Below are 21,441 nucleotides of genomic sequence, written 5' to 3'. Positions count from 1 at the left end.
GCCAGTTTGATGGATGTGAAGGCTGAGCCCGATCGCAGCCGCGATGTTTCCCAACCCCTCGACAAGCTCGGGCCGGATGAAACGCTGAAGGCCAACAGCGACTATCTGCGCGGCACGATCAAGCAGAGTCTGGTCGATGAGATCACGTCGGCGGTGACGGCCAGCGACGCCAAGCTGATGAAGTTCTTCGGCATCTATCAGCAGGATGACCGCGACATCCGTGACGAGCGCCGGCGTCAGAAATTGGAAGCGGCGTTCTCATTCATGGCGCGCGTGCGTCTGCCTGGGGGCGTCTGCAGTCCCGGCCAGTGGCTGAAGCTCGACGAGCTGGCGCGCAGCTACGCGGGCGACACGCTGCGGCTGACCACGCGTCAGACGTTCCAGTTTCACCGTGTCATGAAGCACGACTTGCGCAGCCTGCTTCAGGGACTGCGCGACGTCCTGCTCGACACCAAGGCCGCCTGCGGCGACGATACCCGCGGCGTGATGTGCACCGTCAATCCCGATCTGTCGAAACTGCACGCCGAAGTCTATGCGCTTGCCAAGCGCGCGAGCGATCACGCGGTCCACAGGACAGGCGCCTACAAGGAGATCTGGTACGGCGCCGAGCGTGAGGAGACGGATGGTCCCGAGGAGCCGTTCTACGGCCGCACCTACATGCCGCGGAAGTTCAAGATCGGCTTCGCAATTCCGCCGAGCAACGACATCGACGTCTATGGCCAGGATCTCGGCTTCATCGCCATCGCGCGTCGCGGCAAGCTGAAGGGCTTCAACGTCGCCATCGGCGGCGGCCTCGGCCGGACCGATCAGTCCCCCAAGACCTATCCGCGTCTCGCCAGCGTCATCGGCTACATCGACGCCGACAAGCTGTTTCCGACGATCGACGCGGTGATGTCGGTGCAGCGCGACTACGGCGACCGGCTCGACCGGCTGCACGCCCGCTTCAAGTACACCATCGACGAAAAGGGAATCGACTGGATCAAGGCGGAGGTCGAGCGTCGTCTCGGATTCGCGCTTGGTCCGGAGCAGCCCTATACCTTCACGTCGAACGGCGATCCGCTCGGCTGGGTCAAGGGCGAGGATGGCCGCGAGCATTGCATCCTGTTCATCCAGAACGGCCGCGTCATCAACACACCGGACTTTCCGATGATGGACGGCTTGCGCGCCATTGCCGCGGTCCACAAGGGCATGTTCCGCGTCACGCCGAACCAGAACCTGATCATTTCCGACATCGCTTCCGAGGACCGGCCGGCGATCGAGGCGCTGATGAAGCAGTACGGCCTCGACCAGTTCGAGACCCGCAGCGGACTGCGCCTCAACTCGATGGCCTGCGTCGCGCTTCCGACCTGCGGTCTGGCGATGGCCGAAAGCGAACGCTATCTGCCCGATCTCGTCACCAAGATCGAGGCCATTCTTAATACGCACGGGCTCAAGGATGATCCGATCACCATCCGCATGACCGGCTGCCCGAACGGTTGCGCGCGTCCCTACATCGCCGAGATCGGCCTGACCGGCCGTGCTCCGGGCAAGTACAACCTCTATCTCGGCGGCGGCTTTCACGGCGAACGGCTCAACAAGATGTATCTCGAAAACGTCGGCGAGCCCGCGATCCTCGAAGCGCTCGAGAAGACGCTCGGCCACTACGCCCGCGACCGCAAGCCCGGCGAACACTTCGGCGACTTTGCGATCCGCGCCGGCTATGTCGCAGAGGTGAAGGAGGGGCGGTTCTTCAACGATTGAGCGGTCCGGTGAGGCTCTGCTCGAGGCGGGAGAAGACCGCACGACATGCTGCTCCGCGCCCGGGGCGCTTTTCGCGCAACGCAGGTCGCGCGGAGTTGTTACGGGACCGTTTGTGTTTCGGCTGAAGTCCTTTAGATATCCGAGGTTGGATCGGGCCGTGACATTCCGGACGGACCGGGCCAGCCCTCGCATTTCATCGAAAGTCCTTCAACACTATGTCCGAGTCTACGAACCTGAAAACGGTCGCGGCCGCAAACGGCATTGCGACCGAGGATAATGTCGGCGCGGTGACGCCGACGATCTGTCTGTCGAGTACGTTCACATGGCCCGGTTTCGGGCGCAGCGGGCCGCACGAATACACCCGCACCAGCAATCCGACGCGGACGCTGCTCGCCGATACTCTCGCCAAGCTCGAAGGCGGCGCGGGCGCAGTGGTGGTGTCCTCGGGCATGGCCGCGATCGATCTGGTGCTGTCGCAACTGTCACGCGATGACATCGTAATTGTGCCGCATGACTGTTACGGCGGCACCCACCGCCTGCTGGTGAACCGCCGCGACCGTGGCCACTTCAAGGTGGCGTTTGTCGACCAGAACGACCCCGCGGCGCTGATTGCGGCGTTTCAGAGCAAGCCCAAGCTGGTCCTGATCGAGACCCCGAGCAATCCTCTGATGCGCATCGTCGACATCCGGGCGATTGTCGCGCAGGCCAGAGCGGCAGGCGCCAAGGTCGCCGTCGACAATACGTTTCTGTCGCCCGCGCTGCAGCGGCCGATCGCGCTCGGCGCCGATTTCGTCATTCACTCGACCACGAAATATCTCAACGGCCACTCGGACATGGTCGGCGGCGCCGTGATCGCGGCCGATGCTGCTGATGCCGAGGCGCTGGCGGCCTGGGCCAATATCGTTGGCACGACGGGGGCGCCGTTCGATTCCTACCTCGCGCTTCGCGGTATCCGCACGCTGTTTCCGCGCATGGAGTGGCAGCAGCGCAGCGCGCAGGCGGTCGCCGAGTTTCTTGCCGAACATCCTCTCGTTGCCGCATGCCACTATCCGGGGCTGCCCACGCATCCGGGCCATGCCGTCGCCAAGGCCCAGCAATCCGGCTTTGGTGCGATGCTCAGCTTCGAGTTGAAGGGAAGCGGCTTGGCGGTTGCCCGCTTCGTCGAGGCCGTCCGGCTTTTCAGTCTCGCGGAGTCGCTCGGCGGCACCGAGAGCCTCCTGGCTCACCCCGCGACGATGACCCATGCCAGCATGTCGGAGGAGGCGCGCAAGGCCGCCGGCATTACCAACGGTCTCATACGGCTTTCGATCGGCCTCGAGGATACCGCCGATTTGATCGCCGATCTGGAACGGGCCCTTGCCGAAATCGACGGATCGGCGCGTTCAAAAGCAAACATCTGAATCGTCACATCGTAGACGGCTGCAAAGCAAAACCCGCTTGTAAAAAAAACGCGGAGCCGGTGGGCTCCGCGTCAAACGGCTCGGATGTGTCGGCGCGAAGGCACGCCGAGAAATTCCGCCGCTTACGGACAGGGATGACGGTAGCCGTCGAGGCCGAGATATGTCCCCGATGCCGGATCGTAGGAACGAAAGCGTTGCGCGCAGTAGGCTGCGTTCTGTTGTGCGTTGGCTTGACCGGCAGCGATTGCGCCGCCGATAATGGCGCCTGCCGCCAAGCCGCCGATCAACGCGCCGGCGCCGCCGCCTCCACCATGATAGTGGCGATGGTGATGGCCATAATATTGAACAGCCTCGATCGAGGACGGAGCCGCCTTGCTCATATTGGACTGGCCCATGAGCGGTGCCGACGTCGCCGGCACGGAAAAGGTGAACGCTACGGAACCGGCGAGCAATGCCGCTAAACTGATCTTCGATCGCATCTTTAATCTCCTCACTGGTGGATTCGCCAAAAGATACTTGTTCAAGGCGTCATGATTGGCGAAGCGGCAGATTGCCGCAAGCGGCCATCAGGTGATGATGAACACGGTGCTGATTGCGCGATGACCTCTCCAAGGCTAGCTCGGCGATGAATCAATAGCAAATAGCCCCTGAACGAGGCTGCACGCGAGGGGGCGGAGGCCGAAGCTGCGCCGTCTTGCAAATAGCGATAGTCGCGTCTGGCCGTCGACAAGGGTCGTTCGCGCGAGTTACGAAAGCGTGGCTGCAAGTTGGGTCATTTCCGCCGCCTCGCTACACCACGACACTCAATCGCTTCGCGGCGCGGGTGATGCCGGTGTAGAGCCAGCGCGCGCGGCTGTCCTGAAACGCGAAACTTTCGTCGAACAGCACCACGTCGTCCCATTGCGACCCCTGCGACTTGTGCACCGTCAGGACGTAGCCGTAATCGAACTCGTCGTAGGGCTTGCGCTGTTCCCACGGAATATCCTCGATGCCGCCGGCGAAGCAGTCCTGCCGCACCGAGACCTTCGTCACCTTGTGCGCGAATTCCTCATCAGGGGAGAGTCGCATCGTGATGATTTTCGATTTCGAGGCCGCGCGCGACTTCACGCGCCACAGGCCGCCATTGAACAGCGCCTTCTTGCGGTTGTTGCGCAGGCAGACCAGCTTGTCGCCGGCCACCGGTAGCTGGTCCTCGATATTCTGCCGCTGCCGCATCCGCATATTGTAGGAGCGGCGGGTGTTGTTGCGGCCGACCAGCACCTGGTCGGCGTTCATCACGCGCGCCGGGTCGAGATCGCCGCGCGCGACAACCTCGCTTTCGCCATAGCGGCCGATGTCAAGCTCGCGGCCCTCGCGAACGTCCATTGACATGCGCACGATCGGGTCGTCCTGAGCCTGCCGGTGAACCTCGGTCAGCATCGCGTCCGGAGCGGCGCTGGTGAAGAAGCCGCCGCCCTGGATCGGCGGCAGTTGCGCGGGATCTCCCAGCACCAGCAGCGGACAGTCGAACGACATCAGGTCGCGACCGAGTTCGGCGTCGACCATGGAACATTCGTCGATCACGATGAGCTTGGCCTTGGATGCGGGCGCATCGTCCCACAACTCAAAACTCGGCTGCTCTTCGCCGGATTCGCGGGCGCGATAGATCAGCGAGTGAATCGTCGAAGCGCCGTCGCAGCCCTTGTTGCGCATCACCAATGCGGCCTTGCCAGTGAAGGCCGCGAACTTGACCTCGCCGTCGACGCCGTCGGCGATGTGGCGCGCCAGCGTGGTCTTGCCGGTGCCGGCATAGCCGAACAGACGGAACACCTGCGGTGTGCTGCCTTTGCCGGGTTTGGCTTTCAGCCAGTCGGCGACGGCTTGCAGCGCTGTATCCTGATGCGGCGTAAAGGAGGTCATGGGGTCTCGAAGGATGGCAGAGCCCCGAAGCGGCGCCGCGACTCGATGGTCGAAACCTAACCATTCGCGAGACGGGCGCAAGGTGCGTTCCCTCGGTGCAGTGGAACGCTCTCTTCCCGTTGCGGGTAAACGCCGCTCGTCTTCGCTTTCCGCGCCGAAAGCGGGAAGCGCGCTCAGACCGTCGGAACGAATGCGCGATGATCGCCGCTGCCGGGAGGCGTGATCGGGATACCGCCGTCGGCATATTCGTTGAGCTTGTTGCGCAGCGTCCGGATCGAGATGCCGAGAATGTTGGCGGCGTGGGTCCGGTTACCGAGGCAATGCTTCAGCGTTTCGAGAATCAGGTCGCGTTCGACGTCGGCGACGGTGCGGCCGACCAGCGCCCGCGTCACCTGCTCGGCGGCGAGCGTGGCGTGGGCGACGGCGGGCGCGGTCCTCGCCAGGTCGAGACGGTCGCCGTCGGGCGTCAGGATCGCGTCCGCCCCGATCTCGTCGTCGCTGGTCATCAAGACGGCGCGATGAATGGTGTTCTCAAGTTCGCGGACATTGCCTTGCCAGCGGTTCGTCGTCAGCACGCGCCGCGCATCCGCCGACAGCGAACGCACCGGCAGGCCGTTGGCCTCGGCATATTTCTTCGCGAAGTGCTGCGCCAGTTCGAGAATGTCGGCGGGACGATCGCGCAGCGGAGGGATTTTCAGGTTCACGACGTTGAGACGGAACAGCAGGTCCTCGCGGAAGGTCCCCTCGCGCACGGCGTCCGCAAGGTTGCGGTTCGATGTCGCGATGATGCGGATGTCGACCGGCACCGGCCGCGTGCCGCCGACGCGATCGATCACGCGCTCCTGAATGGCGCGCAAGAGCTTCGATTGCAGCCGAACGTCCATCTCGGAAATTTCATCGAGCAGCAGCGTGCCGCCGGTGGCCTCCTCGAATTTGCCGATGCGGCGCGCGACCGCTCCGGTAAACGCGCCCTTCTCGTGGCCGAACAGTTCGGATTCCAGAAGATGCTCCGGGATCGCCGCGCAATTGATCGAGATGAAGGGCCGCTTGGCCCGGTTGGAACGGGCATGCACGTAGCGCGCCAGCACTTCCTTGCCGGTGCCGGATTCGCCGGTGATCATGATCGAGGCGTCGGAGCCGGCGATCTGCTGCGCCAGCTTGATGATCCGGGCCATTGCCTCGTCGCGGTAAATCAGATCGCGGGAATCGTTCGCTACTGCGGCGAGCACCGCGGCGATCAGCTCCGGATCCGGCGGCAGCGGGATGTATTCCTTGGCGCCTGCATGGATCGCGGCGACGGCGGCTCGCGCGTCGCTGGTGATGCCGCAGGCGACGATCGGCACGTGAATGTGTTCCGCCTCGAGCCGCATGACGAGGGCGCGTATATCGAGATCGACATCCACCAGAAGGAGATCGGCGCCCTTGCCGCCGCGGAGCACGGCCATGGCTTGTTCGTTGCCGCCGGCGTGGGTGACGGAGGCGCCATTGTCCATGGCGATCTTGGTGGCGGTCGTGAGCTGGCCCTTCAGTGTGCCAACGATGAGAAGCCGCATGATCTGCTCCTGTTATCTGTCCCGGGCTCGCGGCGGCCGGTCCGCGTCAGGCTTTGTCGGCCTTGATGATTTCGGTCATGGTCACACCGAGCTTGTCCTCCACGAGAACGACCTCGCCGCGCGCCACCAGCCGGTTGTTGACGTAGATATCGATGGCCTCGCCGACTCGCCGGTCGAGTTCCAGAACACTGCCGGGCCCGAGCTTGAGGAGCGCGCCGACGTCCATCCTTGAACGGCCGAGCACGGCGGAAACCTGAACCGGAACGTCGAACACTGCCTCGAGATCGGACGCAACCCTCGAGACCTGTTCGTCCTCGCTGTATCCGACGTCATCGTCCGTCGGCGCATCGGCCGCGTTGAGGTCGGGAAGCGGCACCTGGGTGTCGTTATCGCTCATTGTTCTTCCCCATGCCCTCAGGTGTTGCCGTTCGATTTGCGAGCCATGTAGCCGCGCACCAGTTCATCGATCCTGGCATCGATGGCCGTGCGTTCCAGCACGATCCCACCGTCGGCCCACTCGATCCGGCAGTCGCCGGTCTCGATGTCGGGTTCGGCGAGTATGACGAGCTGGCCGGTAAACCCGTTTTGTTTGGCGATGCGTTCGATCTGCTCGCGCGCCGTGTCGTAAAGCTGATCGTTGATCCGCACCACGAGATGCGGCGTCGACACCAGATGCCGGAAGCTGTCGCAGACAAGCGCGGTGACCTCCGTCAAGGGTTCGGCCGCGATCAGTTCGCTGCACAATTTGCGCGCGACCGCGACCGCGACGTCGACCGCCTCGGTCTCCATCCGCGCTTCGACCGCAGTGATGCTTTGGGCAATTCCCTTGATGCCTGCGGCGATATTCTCGATCGCCAGCGCGATCCGGCGGTCGCTCTGCACCCTGGCTTCGCGCTGTGCGGCGTCGAACCCGTTCTGATATGCCCTGGATTCGGCGGCCGCGATCTGCTGCGCGATCTCCTGGGTCGTCGGCGCCCGCTCGCTGGATTTGTTCGGAACCGAAAAGTCCGTATCGAACAGAAATTTTGCCGGAGCGCCCATCAGTATACCAGCTCGTCGTCGGCACGGTTTTTCGACAGCATGATTTCGCCCTTGGCCGCGAGGTCCTTGGCGAGATTGACCAGCAGCGCCTGCGCCTCGTCGACATCGCGCAGCCGGACCGGCCCGAGCGCGGCCATGTCGTCCATCAGCATCTTCGCGGCACGCGATGACATGTTGCCCATGAAGAAAGCGCGAACCTCCTCGTTGGCGCTCTTCAGCGCGATGCCGAGCTTGTCCTTGTCGACGTGGCGCATCAGGGTCTGCGCCGAGCCTGCGTCGAGTTTCACCAGATCGTCGAAGGTGAACATCAGCGCCTTGATGCGTTCGGCGGACTCCCGGTTCTCTTCTTCCAGCGCGGTGATGAAGCGGGTCTCGGTCTGGCGGTCGAAATTGTTGAAGATTTCGGCCATCACCTCATGCGCGTCGCGGCGGCGGGTCTGGGACAGGTTGGACATGAATTCGCTGCGCAGCGTCTGCTCGACGCGCTCGATGACTTCCTTCTGCACCGCTTCCATCTTGAGCATGCGGCCGACCACGTCGAGCGCCATGTCTTCAGGCAGGATGGCGAGCACCCGCGCGGCGTGCTCGGGCTTCAGCTTCGACAGCACGACGGCGATGGTCTGCGGATATTCGTTCTTGAGGTAGTTCGCGAGAACCTCCTCCGGAACGTTGGACAGCTTTTCCCACATGTTGCGCCCAGCCGGTCCCCGGATCTCATCCATGATTCCGCTGACCCGGTCGTTGGGAAGATATTGGGTCAGCAGCCGCTCCGTTGCGTCGAAATTGCCCATCAAGGCGCCCGACGCCGACATCCGCGAGACGAATTCGAGCAGCAGGTCCTCGACGACATCGGCCTCGACCGTGCCGAGAGTGGACATCGCCAGCGACAGATCGCGGACCTCGTCGTCGTCCAGCATCGCCCAGACCTTGCCGCCATATTGCTCGCCCAGCGCCAGCATCATCACGGCCGCCCGTTTCGGCCCGCTCATCGGCTTGGACTTGGGACGGTTGCTCTGGCGACTGGCAAGCGAGGCGACCACGCTGGCGATATCGTTTGCATTGGTTGTTTGAGGTACGGCCATGTCGGATCACGCGGGCTCGGCTAACCATTGACGGATGATGGAGGCGGTTTCGGCGGGATTGCGGTCGGCCAGTTCGCCGACCCGATGCACCGACTGGGCATGAACCTGCCCCTGCACCTGGGCAACGTCGATCAACTGCGCGGTGGCGTTGTTGCCGGGAACGAGATTTTGCCCTGACGGGTTGGCCTGGGCGCTGGCCTCGGCCGGGGCCGGGAGCGCGGACGGCGGGCTGGGCGGCGGCGGCTCGGACGCCAGGATACGCCGGACCAGCGGACGGATCACCATGAAGATCACCACGAGGCCGAGCATCATCATGACGGCGAGTTCAATGACGTACATCAGGTCGTCTTTGGTGAACTGCATCATTCCCAGCAAGCCGGTCGGCTCGGAGAGCGGCACGGCAGAGGGCGGCTCGGCGAACCGGAGGTTGACGACCTCGACCTGGTCGCCGCGCTTCTGGTCGAAGCCGATGGCCGAGCGGACCAGCGTCGCGATGCGGTCGAGCTGCTCCTTGCTGCGCTCCGCATAGACCATCTGGCCCTTGTCATCCTTGGTGTAAGTGCCATCGACGAGGACTGCGACCGAGATGCGGTTGACGCGGCCGGCTTCGGTCACCTCGGTCTTGGTGGTGCGGGAGATTTCGTAGTTGTTGGTCTCTTCGCTCTTCTTGCTCTGGTCGCGCGCGGGGTTCGTCGTGTCCGATTGCTGAGTGCCGGGCAACTCGTTGTTGACGGTGACCTGGCCGTTGTTGTCGGCGGTGACGGAGGATTCCTCGCGGGTCTGGCTGGACCGCAGCACCCGGCCTTCCGGATCGAACTTGTCCGAGGTCTGGGTGATCTTGTTGTAGTCGAAGTCGGCGGAGAGTTCGACGCGAGCCCGGCCGCTTCCGACCACCGACGAGACGATGGCCTCGACCTGACTGCGCATGCGCTTTTCGAATGCGGCGCGCCGCTCGTCTCCGGTCACGCCGTCGGCATCGGTGTTCGAGCCGTCGGCGAGCAACTGGCCGGCTTCGTCCACGATGGACACACGCTGCGGCTTCAGCCCGTTGACGGCCGAGGCAACGAGATGGCGGATGGCGCGAATCTGCTGCGGTTCGAGGGCGCCGCGGACACGCAGCACGATCGAGGCGGATGGCTGCGGCGCTTCGCGCGAGAACAGCGGCCGCTCGGGCAGCACCAGATGGACGCGGGCGTCCTGGATACGGTCGATGGCGCGGATGGTGCGGGCGAGTTCGCCTTCCAGCGCGCGCAGGCGATTGATGTTCTGGACGAAGCTCGTGGTGCCGAGGGCGTCGGATTTGTCGAAGATCTCATAGCCGACCCCGCCGCCCTTGGGCAGTCCCGCCTCGGCGAGCTTCATCCGCAGCCGCGTCACCTTGTCCTTCGGCACCATGATGACGGCGCCGTCGTTGCGCAGCTCGTAGGGAATTGCCTGACGTTCGAGGTCCTTGATGATCCCGGCGGAGTCCTCGACGCTGAGGTCGGTAAAGAGAGTCGTCATCTGCGGCGTGGTGACGCGCACGATGATGAATGCGAAGAAGCCGATCAGCACGGCGGTGACGGCGACCATCGCCATCAACCGTGACGCGCCCAGGCCTTTTAGAAATGCCAGCAGCCCCTGCAACGAACCAGCCCCTTGGACTCGACCCCTGGAAAGGCCGACTCGGCAATTATTGCCTATGGTATGGTTTCGATATGGTTAACGGCGATTAAGACCCGTGACGAAATTGCTCAAACGACAAAAAACCGGTCTCCAGAAGGAGGCCGGTTTTCTGAGGATTCGCGCTAATCTGGAGGTATATTACTGGCGATATTGCTGGATTCGCGTGGTGCGCAGCCCGGCAAGGCCGTGCTGGTCGATCGAGAACTGCCAGGACAGGAATTCATCGACCGTCAATGTGTAGCGGCTGCAAGCCTCCTCAAGGGAGAGCAGTCCGCCGCGTACGGCGGCAACGACCTCGGCCTTGCGGCGGATCACCCACCGCTTGGTGCCGGGTGCCGGCAGATCGGCGATTGTTAACGGGCTTCCGTCGGGCCCGATGACGTATTTCACCCTCGGGCGATGGGGTTCTGTCATGGCGTACTCACAAACTCTAAACCACTGAACTCGCCGAGGAAGCTACGCCTTGCGGCTTAAAATTTGCCTAAGCCCAAGGCTTCAATACGATTCTCCTTGAAAAGACCGTTTGGGAGCGACGCCGGTCCGTCGTCTCGGTTGCACGAGACCGGTCGGATAGGGAAGCCCGAGGCACGAGCTGCGCCGTCAGTTCACGATGCGCTTGATCTGGCTGATGGTGTAGGTCTGGCCGCCGATCGACAGCAGCGGCGGCGATTGGGTGAGATCAACGGAATTCACCTGACCCTGAATCTGCGTCGAGACCAAGACCGGATTGCCGGAGGCATCCGCCGCCGTCGTCGTCAGCGTGTATTTACCGTCGGGCCATTGCGTGCCGTCGTTGCCGAGGCCGTTCCAGGAAAAAACCTGATTGTCGCCGGCATTGACGCCGTAGGAACCGGAGAAAACGTTCTGACCGGTGCTGTTGGCGATGTTGACGGTGAGAGTGGAGGCGGTCGGGATGCTGAGCTGCCACGTCGCCGCCGCGTTGGTCATGGTCGCGGTGCTGCCGTCGACCACGGCATTCTTGCCGACGAAATCCAGCGCCTGCGTCGCCTGCGTCGTTTGCTGCAGGGAAACAAGACTGGCGAGCTGGTCGTTGGTCTTCAACTGTTGCTCGACGCCCGCGAACTGGACGAGCTGCTGGGTGAACTGGTTGGTGTCCAGCGGATCGAGCGGGTTCTGGTTCTGCAACTGCGTCGTCAGCAGCGTCAGGAAGGTCTGGAAGTTGCCGGCCAGCGTGCCGTTGCTCGATGTCGCCGAGTTTGAGGAGGAAGCGGGCAACGGCGTCGTGCCCGACACCACCTGCTGAACCGCGGAACCCACTGAGCTCGTCATGTCCCTCTCCCTACACCCGGATATCGAGACCGCCGCTCGATCCGAGCATCCGGCCATAGCTGCGTCCGGCTGCCGCCGCCGGAACGATGTCGTCTTCGGTCACGATCAGGTGCCGCGCGTTACGGCCGGTATCGTCGCGCGGGGTCTGGCCCTGCGAGGACTGATCGCGCAGGCTGAATTGCAGACCGCCGTCGCCGGTCTTCAGGCCCGCGTCCTGCAGCGCGCGCTGGAGCTGCGGCGCGTCCTGCCGCAGCATCGCAAGCGTTTCCGGTTTCTCGACCGTCAGATGGGACGTGACCCGGCCCTGACGGTCGACGTCGAGACGGACATCGATGCGGCCGAGGTCGGCGGGGTCGAGCCGGATTTCGAAGCGGCTCTTTCCGCTCTGGGCCGTGACTGCGATCTGGACCGCAAGTCCGTTCAGTGGCACCGCGGCGCCGGCGGCGGCCGCGACATTGTATTGCGGCGTTGCGGGCGTTGTCGCGGCGGTTGATTGCGCCTGCGGCTGCGCCAGGGTGCCGTTGATACCCTGCGGTTGACCGTTGTCGGGCTGCGGCTGCGGCGCGACGGCGTCGCTCGCCTGGCCGGAATGCTGCGGTGCTGCCGCTCCTTGCTGCGTTGCGGGCGTGCCGGTATCGGACGAGGCCGCTTTTGTGCTGTCGCCGGAGGTGGCATCATGCTTGTGATCGCCGGGCGGGGCGTCGTGCGGCGCATTCGGGCTCGGGTTCGCGGACGCGGCCGATGGCGCTGATGCGTCCGAGGTCGTTGGTGAGGGCTCGAGTCCGGTCATGATCGATGCGGCCGCCTTGGCCGGCGGCGCATTGTCGGCTGTCTTTGTGCCCGCCTTGCCGGTGGCCGGTGTTGCCGCGGCAACCGTGGCCCCGAGGGTCTGCACGGCGGTTGCCTGTGCGGCCTGCTGGGACGCCGGCGGGACCGTCGCCTCTTTCACGAATGCTGCCGTGGCGGCGGCCGTCTCCGGGGTCGGCCCGAAATCGGCGTCCGCGCGCGCGACTTGAATAGTGGGAGTGACGTCAATAGTGGGAGTGACGTCGGTCGCCGACGCCCCGGCGGCGCGGGTTGATGCGCTCGCCGAACCGGTGGCCGCGGTTGCAGCGGGCGTGGCGGCCGTCGATGCTGCTGCGGCAATCGGCGTTGCGACCGGAACTGCGACCGCGACCGGCGATATCGTGACTTGCGGCGGGGTGGCCGGGTCTGTGATGTCCGGGGGCGTCAGTGCAGGATTTGAAGCGTCCCCGCTCGAAGCGACCTCGGTATCTCCGTGTTTGGTCCGAGGGTGATGTCCGGCGTTCGCCGCTTTTGCGCCTGCATCGGCCTTCTGGCCGCCGGTGGCTGGTTCTGCGCTCGAATTGGTCTGCTGCGGTCCGGTGGAGGGCGGCTGGGAACCCCGCGTCTGTACGTTACTATCGGCCGGCGCGGTACGATCCGGGCCGGAGCCGCTGGCGGTGCGGTCGGGACGGATGGCGTGCTGGTCGGACCAATTCGACGCTGGCGCGGCGGGAGCCTGCGAAGCCTGTGCGCTGATATCGACCAGGGCCTCGAAGGAGCCCCCCATCGGCTGATCGTCCCGCTCAGGCCTTTGCCTCATATTCGGTAACGACACGCTGGTGGCGGTTTCTGGTGTCACGCTAAGCACAGGCAACCTCTCGCGATACGGTGCCAAGCGAGCAGCAAGGACCGGGCCATCGTCCGGTTTGAATGTATCATGAGTATATTCAATGAGTTATGCGGACCATCCGACCGCCGATCCCGCCGGTTCGGCTGCTCGCTTTCTGCCCGGCGGCAAGATTTGCCGCTGGTCCGTCGCCGTCGTCTGGCCGTGATTGCCTCGCAGGAATACGAACTATATTACTGTACAAAAGCTGGTCTTTCAGTCGGCCGGACGGAACGGAATTCCCGCTCCGAAACACCGCGAAAGTCTCCGATCGGCAAGGCGCATGCGACCTTGCGCGATCTCATGTATGACGGGATCAATGCTCAACAGTCTGGATCTTGAAGGCCGTCCTCAGGATACGCGGGTCGTGGTCGCCATGTCGGGCGGTGTCGATTCGTCGGTGACGGCCGCGCTGTTGAAGTCCGAGGGCTACGACGTCGTCGGAATAACCTTGCAGCTTTACGATCACGGCGCGGCCACCCATCGCAAGGGAGCCTGCTGCGCCGGTCAGGACATCCATGACGCCCGCAACGTTGCCGAGCGCCTCGGCATTCCGCACTACGTGCTGGATTATGAAAGCCGCTTCCGCGAAACCGTGATCGAGAATTTCGCGGACAGCTATGCGTCGGGCGAGACGCCCGTGCCCTGCATCGAGTGCAACCGTCTGGTCAAGTTCCGGGATCTCCTGGCCACCGCGCGCGAGCTTGGCGCCACCGCGCTTGCGACCGGCCACTACGTCGCTTCCCGCAGTCTGGCCGGCGGTTCGCGCGCGCTGCTCTGCGCGGCGGATGCGGATCGCGACCAGAGCTACTTCCTGTTCGCCACCACGCGCGAGCAACTCGATTTTCTGCGCTTTCCGCTCGGCGACATGACGAAGGCGCAGACCCGCGAACTGGCGCGGCGCTTCGACCTCTCGGTTGCCGACAAGCACGACAGCCAGGATATCTGTTTCGTGCCGACCGGCCGCTACACCGATGTCATCAGCAGGCTGAAGCCGAACGCATTGGAGCCGGGCGACATCGTCGATCTCGACGGGCACGTCCTCGGTCATCACGAGGGCATCGTGCATTTCACGGTCGGACAGCGCCGCGGCCTCGGCATCGCCTCCGGCGCGCCGCTTTACGTCTTGAGTCTCGACGCGGCGAACCGGCGGCTGGTTGTCGGACCGCGCGAAGCGTTGAAGATGCATCGTATCGTGCTGCGCGACGTGAACTGGATCGGCGACGGCGCGCTCGATCGCGCGGTGGGGACGGGACTTGAATTGTTCGTGCGGGTCCGTTCGACCCGCAAGCCCCAGCCGGCATGGCTGCGCGCCATCGACGGCCGCTATGAGATCGAACTCGTGGCTGGCGAGGAGGGCGTGTCGCCCGGTCAGGCCTGCGTGTTCTACGATGGGCCGGAAGGGCAGGCGCGGGTGCTCGGCGGCGGGTTCATCGCGCGTGCCATGGCGAAGCGCGCAAGCGGAACGGCCATGCAGAACGGCACGTCGGTGGCGCCTCTCGCCGCCGAACTGCGCGGATAGGGTTCGGGACGCGCGGACAGCATGGGCAACGACATCGACCGCGCCGGCGTCGCGAAGGCCTATGGCCGCTGGGCACCGGTCTACGATTTCGTATTCGGCAAGGTTTTCGATCCGGGCCGCCAATCCACCATCGCCATAGCCGATACGATCGGGGGCCGTATCCTTGACGTCGGCGTCGGCACCGGCCTGTCGCTTGCGGATTATGCGTCCACCACGAAACTGTATGGCGTCGATATCTCCGAGCCGATGCTGCGCAAGGCGCAGCAGCGGGTGCGTTCGCTCAATCTTACCAACGTCGAAACGCTGGCGGTGATGGACGCCAAACATCTTGCGTTCGCGGATTCATTTTTCGATGCGGTGGTGGCGCAATTTGTCATCACCGCGGTGCCCGATCCCGAAGCGACGCTCGATGATTTTGTCCGCGTGCTGAAGCCGGGCGGTGAATTGATTCTGGTCAATCATATCGGCGCCGAGCGCGGACCCCGCCGTCTGTTTGAACTGGCGTTTGCGCCTTTGGCCCGGCGGCTCGGCTGGCGTCCCGAATTTCCGTGGCAGCGCCTCGTGGACTGGGCTGCGAAGAACGGCGGCGTCACGCTTTTCGAGCATCGCCCGATGCCGCCGATGGGGCACTTCTCGCTGATCCGCTATCGCAAATCCTGATTGTTGGTTCCGGCGGAACATCCGCTCTCGCCCTTCGTTGCCACTACATGCGGATGACAGCCAGGTCCTTGTTCGTATTGGTCGCACTCGTTGCGCTCCCGGAGACCGCCTTTGCACAGGCGCCGCCGCCGGGCGCACCCCCTGCCACGACGCCGGCCCCCTCCACGAACACCGGTTGCGCCCCTCACGACACGGTCTCGCCGAACGGAACGACGACCGGCAAACGCGGGGAGCCGCTCGGGGACAAATTGGCGAAATCCGACGGCGTCCTGTGCCCGCCTGCGGGCGTCGATCCGGAGATCCGCGCGCCGACCCCGGAAGGCGGCAACACGCCGGTTATTCCGCCACCGGGCAGTCCCGGCGGGGACCCCAACGTGCGGCCGAAATAAGTCCTCACTAATAAGCCGGCATATCGGTCGGCTTTGCTTGACACGCCATTGAGCGGCTTTTTATATGCCGCCGCGCGTTCACTGCTCTCTTCGGCTGTGCACGCCGTGGCGAGGTAGCTCAGCTGGTTAGAGCACGGGAATCATAATCCTGGGGTCGGGGGTTCGAGTCCCTCCCTCGCTACCATCTCGCATCCCGCCGGAAACGAGCGCGAACGCGGGCAATCCGATTAATTCCGTCAGTCTCCCACGGATATCGATTTCGAGCGCGTTGCTGTTCGGTGAAGCGCGCACCACGATGGCCCAAACCAGTTCGCGGATCCGCGCGCCCCGAATTCACTGCGCGCATCAGCGCCTGACAGCCCGGCCGATTGATCGCCGAGGATTGCGCGATCGCATGGTCCTCGAACGTCGAGATCCCCGTCATGCCGTTCGTGCTGGGCGGCCTCTACCTGATCTTCCGCGCCAACAAGAATAGGCAACGCGCGCCAACCGATTCCAACCGGTTCCGCCGTGCTGATCATGGGGCCGCCGCACGAGGTGATGGAGGTCGTCCACGCTATGTCCGAAGAGAGCCGGAAGCAGACCGACCTTCTCAAAGCAAGCACGCGGTTCTCGCGTGCGTGCAAGACCGCACTTGAACTGATCCGCAACGAGTCCCGTCAGCGCGAGATCGGGGCTGCCAGTCAACGGGTACGTAAGACCGGCAGCCCCATTTTGCCAGCGACACTGACACCGGCATCCAAGGTATATCCGAGAAGAAACATGCGAGTTATCGTCATTTTGGCGATGCTGCTATGCGCTGTCTGCTCGACAACGGCGATGGCATGCGGTCTTGCGATGGCGACGGGAGGCCGTGGCAGTCGGCCGTGAATCCATCTGTTGTGGACGCCTCGTCGAATCGATTCACGCTTTGCGGGTCAGTTTGTCGAGCGTGATCGGAAGATCGCGCACACGCACACCTGTCGCATGATAAACGGCATTGGCGATCGCAGCAGGAACGCCGACGATGCCGATCTCTCCAAGTCCCTTGATGCCCATCGGGTTGACGAACTCATCCTGCTCATCGACAAAGATCACATCGACATCGTGAACGTCGGCGTTTACCGGAACATGATACTCGGCGATGTTCGCATTCATCATGCGCCCGAAACGATGATCGATCAGGGTTTCCTCGTGCAACGCCATGCCCATGCCCCATACCACGCCGCCCATGATCTGGCTGCGCGCGGTCTTCAGGTTGAGAATGCGCCCGGCGGCCACGGCGCTGACGACGCGGGTGACGCGAATCACGCCGATGTCCTCATCGACTCTCACTTCGGCGAAGATCGCGGAATGGGTATTGTGCGCGTGGGCATCGTCCTTGGCGAATGTCGTCCGTTCTTCACGCTCGATCCGGTCGATGCCGGCCGATCGCATCACGTCGGCAATCGCAGTCGCGTCCCGACCATCGGTTTTTAACGCGATCGCGCCGTTGGCCAGCACGACCTCGTCGCCGCTGCGCCCTTTGAGCGGCGAGCCGGGCAGGCGTTGCGCCAGCTTCAGAAGGTCGTCCCGGATCGCCTGGCTGGTGGTGACGATGCCGTTTGAGACCGAAGCGGCCATCCACGATCCTCCCTCGACCGGCGCTTGCGGAAGGGTGGAATCGCCGAGCTTGATCGAGATCGCCTCAAGCGGAAGGCCGAGCATGTCGGCCGCCACTTGCGCCATGATGGTGTAGGTTCCGGTGCCGATATCGGCTGTCGCGCACGACACCTCGGCGTGACCGTTCGACGTCAGCGCGATACGGACGGCGATCGGCATCTGCAAGGCTTCCCAAACGCCGGTCGCCATGCCCCAGCCGATGAATTCGTGGCCTTCGCGCATCGAACGCGGCGCGGGATTGCGCCGGCTCCAGCCGAAAGTTTCCGCCCCTTGCCGGTAGCATTCCCGCAGGTTCTTGCTGCTGAAGGGCAGGCCATTGCTCTGGTCGCGATCGGAATAGCATTTCAGCCGCAGTTCGATCGGGTCCATCTTGAGCGCTTCCGCGAGTTCATCCATCGCCGCTTCCAGCGCATAGACTCCGGTGGCCGCGCTTGGCGCCCGCATGTCGCATCCGGTCGGAAGATCGAGACGGACGAGCTTGTGGTCATATTTTGCCGTTTCGCTCCTGTAGAGAAGGCTCGACCAGGTGGTTTCGTTGCGGTGGAAGTCCTCATATTCTGACGTCGACGTCACCGCGTCGTGACTGATTGCGTTCAGGCTGCCGTCGGCCTTTGCGCCGAGCTGAATGCGCTGGATCATCGCCGGCCGATAGCCGATCGCATACATCTGCTGACGCGTCAGCACGAGGCGCACCGAGCGACTGATCGCGCGGGCGGCCAGCACAGCAAGCGCGACCTGAAACGGCGGCCGCAGGCCGGAGCCGAACGCGCCGCCGACATAAGGCGACATCACGCGGATATCTCCGGGGTCGCATTCGAATACGCCGCACAGGTAACCATGGACGTTCTGGACCCCTTGTGTCTTGTCGTAGACGGTGATCCGTCCATCGTTCCATATGGCTGTCGATGCATACAACTCCATCGGATTGTGGTGCTCGATCGGAACGAAGTAATCGGCCTCATGGCGAGCGTCCGATTCGGAGAAGGCTTTTGTGGCATCGCCGCGCGGTTTCGCGGGAGCTTTGAGCGCCATGCCATTATAGCGTTGACGCGTGATGTCGGTAACATGCGGCTCCTCGTCATACGCGACATGGACGAGCGAGGCCGCGTAGCTGGCCGTCTCAAGATCCTCCGCCAGCACCACAGCGACGGGCTGGCCGCTGAACTTGATGCCGTCGTCGTAGAGCGGCCGGAACGGCGAACCATTCCTCGGCGCCACCTGATCCTTGTAGGCTTTGTCGTTGTCCGCCATGGATGGACGGTTTTGGTGCGAGAGGACCGTGATGACGCCCTGGACTTTCAATGCCGCGGTAACATCGAGCCGTTTGAGGCGGCCTCGTGCGATCGGCGACGTCACCAGGCTGGCATAGGCAAGATCAGGCGCGCCGAATTCCGCCGCATAGCGCGCCGTGCCGGTGACCTTGTCGCGCCCGTCAATCCGGGAGGTTGCCGTGCCGATATAGCTCGTCATGGATGCACTCGCTTGTCTGGGCGTTCCGGCAGTAGCCGCTGCATGCGAGGCTGCGGCTCCGATTGTGCTGAAAGCCGCCGCGCCTTTGAGCAGCGTGCGGCGGTCAACTCCTGCCGAGGCGGACGTGCTTCGCTGGGTGCGAGAAGTGTCATTGACGCTCACGCGATCCTCTTGTCCGACTGCGATTGCGGCGTGCCCTGCGCGGCCTGATCCAGCGCGCGGATAATGGTCCGCCGGGCGAGGTCGATCTTGAAGTCGTTGTGGCCGAATCCTTTCGCATCGCGCAGGACGACGCTGGCGGCTTTGGCGAACGTATTTCTTTCCGCGGACTGACCGACCAACACCGCTTCGGCTTCCGGATCCCGCCAAGGCTTGTGAGCGACGCCGCCGAGCGCCAGCCTGGCTTCGCGAATGATGCCGCCTTCGATTTCGAGCGCGGCCGCAACGGCGACCAACGCGAAGGCATAGGACAGGCGGTCGCGAATCTTGAGATAGGTATAATGCGTGCGGAAGCTACGGGCAGGGAGCGCGATGGCCGTGACGATCTCGTTGGCTCCGAGGTTGGTGTCGCGCTCAGGCGTATCGCCGGGCAGGCGATGAAAATCCGTCATGGCAATCGCGCGCTCGCCTTCGGGGCCGACAACGTGAACCGTGGCGTCGAGCGCGGCCAGTGCGACGCACATGTCGGACGGATGCGTGGCGATGCAGACATCGCTGGTGCCGAGGATCGCGTTGATCCGGTTGATCCCGCCGACAGCCGCGCAACCGCTCCCCGGCTTGCGCTTGTTGCATGGTGTGGCGACGTCATAGAAATAGAGGCAGCGCGTGCGCTGGAGCAGGTTGCCTCCGGTGGAGGCCATGTTGCGAAGTTGCGTTGACGCTCCGGCAAGAATGGCGCTCGACAACAGCGGATAACGCTCTTTTACCTGGGGGTGCCATGCAAGGTCCGAGTTTGGCACCAGCGCGCCGACGCGAAGCCCTCCGCCGGGCGGTTCCTCGATCGCTCGCAGTGGCAGATGCGAAATATCGATTAAACGCGCAGGCCGCTCAACTTCGTATTTCATCAGGTCAACGAGATTGGTGCCGCCGGCGATGAACTTGGCTGATCCGTCGGCGGCAGATTGCCGGACGGCGTCGGCGACGTCTTGCGCCCGTGAATACTGGAAGCTGTTCATGTCGCCTTCATCGCCTCCTCGATTGCAGCGATGATATTGGGATAAGCCCCGCAGCGGCAGATGTTGCCGCTCATCGCTTCACGGATTTCGGCGCGGGTTCTGGCTCTTCCGTCACTGATGAGACCGACCGCCGAGCAAATTTGGCCCGGGGTGCAGTAGCCGCATTGAAAGGCATCGTGATCGATGAAAGCCTGCTGCACCGGATGGAGCGTGCCGTCACGGGCAAGACCCTCCACGGTGGTGACATCACTGCCGTCCTGCATCACCGCGAGCGCGAGACAGGAATTGATCGGCCGACCGTCGAGCAGAACCGTGCATGCGCCGCACTGGCCATGATCGCAGCCCTTCTTGGTCCCGGTGAGGCCGAGACGCTCACGCAAGGCATCGAGCAGCGTCGTCCACGGGGCGATTTCAAGTTCTCTCCTCACGCCATTCACCGTCAGGGCCACGGAAATTTGCTGCATGGGGGAGGATCGAGGTGAAGCCTTTGCTACTGGAGTATTTGAGTCTGCCATGGGCATTCTCCGCAAGTCCGACAACATTCAATTCGACGCAATCCCGGACGTTCCTTTGCGGGTCTCTGGATCGGGACAACTCGGAATGGATGTCACCGGCGGATCGGGCGGTCACCCGTTATGGATGCGCTTTGAAGCGCTCGGACGCGAGTACGGTCGTGGCGTCCAACGCCCAGGGTCGATCCAGGCGCGGCGCGGATGGATATTCCGGGGGGGATCGGGTTCGTCATCGTCGCATTGGCGGGTTACGTTTCTCGTCCGGATTCGGGTGCGGCACGTCGTCAGGCAACTCCCGCGGTGGCGGCTCCTTGATGTCGGGCCCCGGGTTCGGATCGGGTGTGGGAATCGGTGGTGGAACCGGTTCGATCGGATCCGGGTTTCGTGGTTCTGGATGCATGGCGTTTTCCCTCGCTGTGGGAAACCGGTCGCGATTGATATCGTTCCACTTTCACATTTTGCGGCGCGGCGCACGGCCCCTGATGGAACTGTCTTGAGTCCGATTGCGGCTGCTTCGGCCCGCTGGAGCACAGGCGTGTCGTTGCTTCGAGCGCTTCATGAGGTGCCGCCCGTTTCACTAGCGTCAATGTGATCTTGTCTTGCGCAGTGCGCCGATCATCGCAAATGCAGAGACTACGATGCCGCCCGGAAAGAAGCGGGCCACATATTCGGTCATTTCGGCCGCTTCCAGAGCGTCGATAGCGGTCCTCCGCTTCCGTAGACCGGATCT

Annotated in this window: 20 protein-coding genes and 1 tRNA gene; 8 read left to right on the top strand and 13 right to left on the bottom strand. The window is 63.6% G+C overall.

All coding sequences use genetic code 11. The features are described from left to right. Nucleotides 1-9 precede the first annotated feature (9 nt). Together BGN91_RS00855 and metB are read left to right on the top strand one after the other, a co-directional pair. Nucleotides 10-1,740 carry an NADPH-dependent assimilatory sulfite reductase hemoprotein subunit gene (locus tag BGN91_RS00855; protein WP_292610073.1) on the top strand — a complete coding sequence of 577 codons (1,731 nt, stop codon included), beginning with the start codon at nucleotides 10-12 and terminating at the stop codon, nucleotides 1,738-1,740. A 215-nt stretch (nucleotides 1,741-1,955) separates the two neighbouring features. After that, nucleotides 1,956-3,140, top strand: coding sequence for a cystathionine gamma-synthase (metB, locus tag BGN91_RS00850; RefSeq protein WP_292610072.1), 1,185 nt, complete (start codon nucleotides 1,956-1,958; stop codon nucleotides 3,138-3,140). A 122-nt stretch (nucleotides 3,141-3,262) separates the two neighbouring features. On the opposite strand, the gene BGN91_RS00845 is transcribed toward metB, so the two are convergent. Beyond that, nucleotides 3,263-3,559: a BA14K family protein gene (locus BGN91_RS00845; protein WP_292610091.1), complete on the bottom strand. Its 297-nt coding sequence runs from the start codon at nucleotides 3,557-3,559 to the stop codon at nucleotides 3,263-3,265. Here BGN91_RS00845 and BGN91_RS00840 point away from each other — a divergent pair. After that, nucleotides 3,534-3,674 (top strand): hypothetical protein, encoded by a 141-nt coding sequence (locus tag BGN91_RS00840; protein ID WP_292610094.1) that lies wholly within the window; start codon nucleotides 3,534-3,536, stop codon nucleotides 3,672-3,674. The two genes, BGN91_RS00845 and BGN91_RS00840, sit on opposite strands and share 26 nt — an antisense overlap. A 255-nt stretch (nucleotides 3,675-3,929) precedes the next feature. On the opposite strand, the gene BGN91_RS00835 is transcribed toward BGN91_RS00840, so the two are convergent. From BGN91_RS00835 to BGN91_RS00795, 9 genes are all read right to left on the bottom strand, one after another. Next, the gene (locus tag BGN91_RS00835) at nucleotides 3,930-5,039 is read right to left on the bottom strand and encodes an ATP-dependent RecD-like DNA helicase (RefSeq protein ID WP_292610071.1); all 1,110 of its coding nucleotides are present in this window, start codon (nucleotides 5,037-5,039) and stop codon (nucleotides 3,930-3,932) included. 173 nt (nucleotides 5,040-5,212) lie between these two features. Then, on the bottom strand, nucleotides 5,213-6,592 hold the full coding sequence (locus tag BGN91_RS00830; RefSeq protein ID WP_292610070.1) for a sigma-54 dependent transcriptional regulator: 1,380 nt from the start codon (nucleotides 6,590-6,592) through the stop codon (nucleotides 5,213-5,215). Between the two features lie 46 nt (nucleotides 6,593-6,638). Continuing rightward, entirely contained in the window at nucleotides 6,639-6,989 is a 351-nt protein-coding gene (fliN, locus tag BGN91_RS00825; RefSeq protein ID WP_292610069.1) for a flagellar motor switch protein FliN, read from the bottom strand. 17 nt (nucleotides 6,990-7,006) lie between these two features. Beyond that, nucleotides 7,007-7,633, bottom strand: coding sequence for a FliH/SctL family protein (locus BGN91_RS00820; RefSeq protein WP_292610068.1), 627 nt, complete (start codon nucleotides 7,631-7,633; stop codon nucleotides 7,007-7,009). Next, nucleotides 7,633-8,715 (bottom strand): flagellar motor switch protein FliG, encoded by a 1,083-nt coding sequence (fliG, locus tag BGN91_RS00815; RefSeq protein WP_292610067.1) that lies wholly within the window; start codon nucleotides 8,713-8,715, stop codon nucleotides 7,633-7,635. Before fliG ends, BGN91_RS00820 begins: the two co-directional genes overlap by 1 nt. A gap of 6 nt (nucleotides 8,716-8,721) precedes the next feature. Then, complete coding sequence (gene fliF, locus BGN91_RS00810; protein ID WP_292610066.1) at nucleotides 8,722-10,341, bottom strand: flagellar basal-body MS-ring/collar protein FliF; 1,620 nt, start codon at nucleotides 10,339-10,341, stop codon at nucleotides 8,722-8,724. Between the two features lie 177 nt (nucleotides 10,342-10,518). Beyond that, nucleotides 10,519-10,794: a DUF1153 domain-containing protein gene (locus BGN91_RS00805; RefSeq protein ID WP_002714638.1), complete on the bottom strand. Its 276-nt coding sequence runs from the start codon at nucleotides 10,792-10,794 to the stop codon at nucleotides 10,519-10,521. Nucleotides 10,795-10,980: 186 nt separating this feature from the next. Beyond that, nucleotides 10,981-11,670 carry a flagellar hook capping FlgD N-terminal domain-containing protein gene (locus BGN91_RS00800; protein WP_292610065.1) on the bottom strand — a complete coding sequence of 230 codons (690 nt, stop codon included), beginning with the start codon at nucleotides 11,668-11,670 and terminating at the stop codon, nucleotides 10,981-10,983. 10 nt (nucleotides 11,671-11,680) lie between these two features. Continuing rightward, nucleotides 11,681-13,243 carry a flagellar hook-length control protein FliK gene (locus BGN91_RS00795; protein ID WP_292610064.1) on the bottom strand — a complete coding sequence of 521 codons (1,563 nt, stop codon included), beginning with the start codon at nucleotides 13,241-13,243 and terminating at the stop codon, nucleotides 11,681-11,683. A gap of 418 nt (nucleotides 13,244-13,661) precedes the next feature. On the opposite strand from BGN91_RS00795, the gene mnmA reads away from it, so the two are divergent. From mnmA to BGN91_RS00770, 5 genes are all read left to right on the top strand, one after another. Then, on the top strand, nucleotides 13,662-14,864 hold the full coding sequence (gene mnmA / locus BGN91_RS00790) for a tRNA 2-thiouridine(34) synthase MnmA (RefSeq protein WP_292610063.1): 1,203 nt from the start codon (nucleotides 13,662-13,664) through the stop codon (nucleotides 14,862-14,864). 21 nt (nucleotides 14,865-14,885) lie between these two features. Further along, a complete protein-coding gene (locus tag BGN91_RS00785; protein WP_292610062.1) occupies nucleotides 14,886-15,524 on the top strand; it encodes a class I SAM-dependent methyltransferase in 639 nt (212 codons plus the stop codon). Nucleotides 15,525-15,577: 53 nt separating this feature from the next. After that, on the top strand, nucleotides 15,578-15,913 hold the full coding sequence (locus BGN91_RS00780) for a hypothetical protein (RefSeq protein WP_292610061.1): 336 nt from the start codon (nucleotides 15,578-15,580) through the stop codon (nucleotides 15,911-15,913). A gap of 107 nt (nucleotides 15,914-16,020) precedes the next feature. Then, nucleotides 16,021-16,097, top strand: a tRNA-Met gene (locus BGN91_RS00775). Between the two features lie 326 nt (nucleotides 16,098-16,423). Continuing rightward, nucleotides 16,424-16,783, top strand: coding sequence for a hypothetical protein (locus tag BGN91_RS00770; RefSeq protein ID WP_292610060.1), 360 nt, complete (start codon nucleotides 16,424-16,426; stop codon nucleotides 16,781-16,783). 33 nt (nucleotides 16,784-16,816) lie between these two features. On the opposite strand, the gene BGN91_RS00765 is transcribed toward BGN91_RS00770, so the two are convergent. The 3 genes from BGN91_RS00765 to BGN91_RS00755 form a co-directional block, all read right to left on the bottom strand. Next, on the bottom strand, nucleotides 16,817-19,024 hold the full coding sequence (locus BGN91_RS00765) for a xanthine dehydrogenase family protein molybdopterin-binding subunit (RefSeq protein ID WP_292610059.1): 2,208 nt from the start codon (nucleotides 19,022-19,024) through the stop codon (nucleotides 16,817-16,819). A gap of 158 nt (nucleotides 19,025-19,182) precedes the next feature. Beyond that, nucleotides 19,183-20,199, bottom strand: a complete 1,017-nt coding sequence (locus BGN91_RS00760; protein WP_292610058.1) for a xanthine dehydrogenase family protein subunit M — start codon at nucleotides 20,197-20,199, stop codon at nucleotides 19,183-19,185. Next, nucleotides 20,196-20,663, bottom strand: coding sequence for a (2Fe-2S)-binding protein (locus BGN91_RS00755; RefSeq protein WP_292610090.1), 468 nt, complete (start codon nucleotides 20,661-20,663; stop codon nucleotides 20,196-20,198). The genes BGN91_RS00760 and BGN91_RS00755 overlap by 4 nt, the downstream gene beginning before the upstream one ends. Nucleotides 20,664-21,441: the final 778 nt, after the last annotated feature.

The sequence above is a fragment of the Nitrobacter sp. 62-13 genome (assembly GCF_001896955.1).
Taxonomy (GTDB): domain Bacteria; phylum Pseudomonadota; class Alphaproteobacteria; order Rhizobiales; family Xanthobacteraceae; genus Nitrobacter.
The sequence above is the reverse complement of the archived record's forward strand: the minus strand, read 5'-3'. Positions and strand labels throughout refer to the sequence as shown.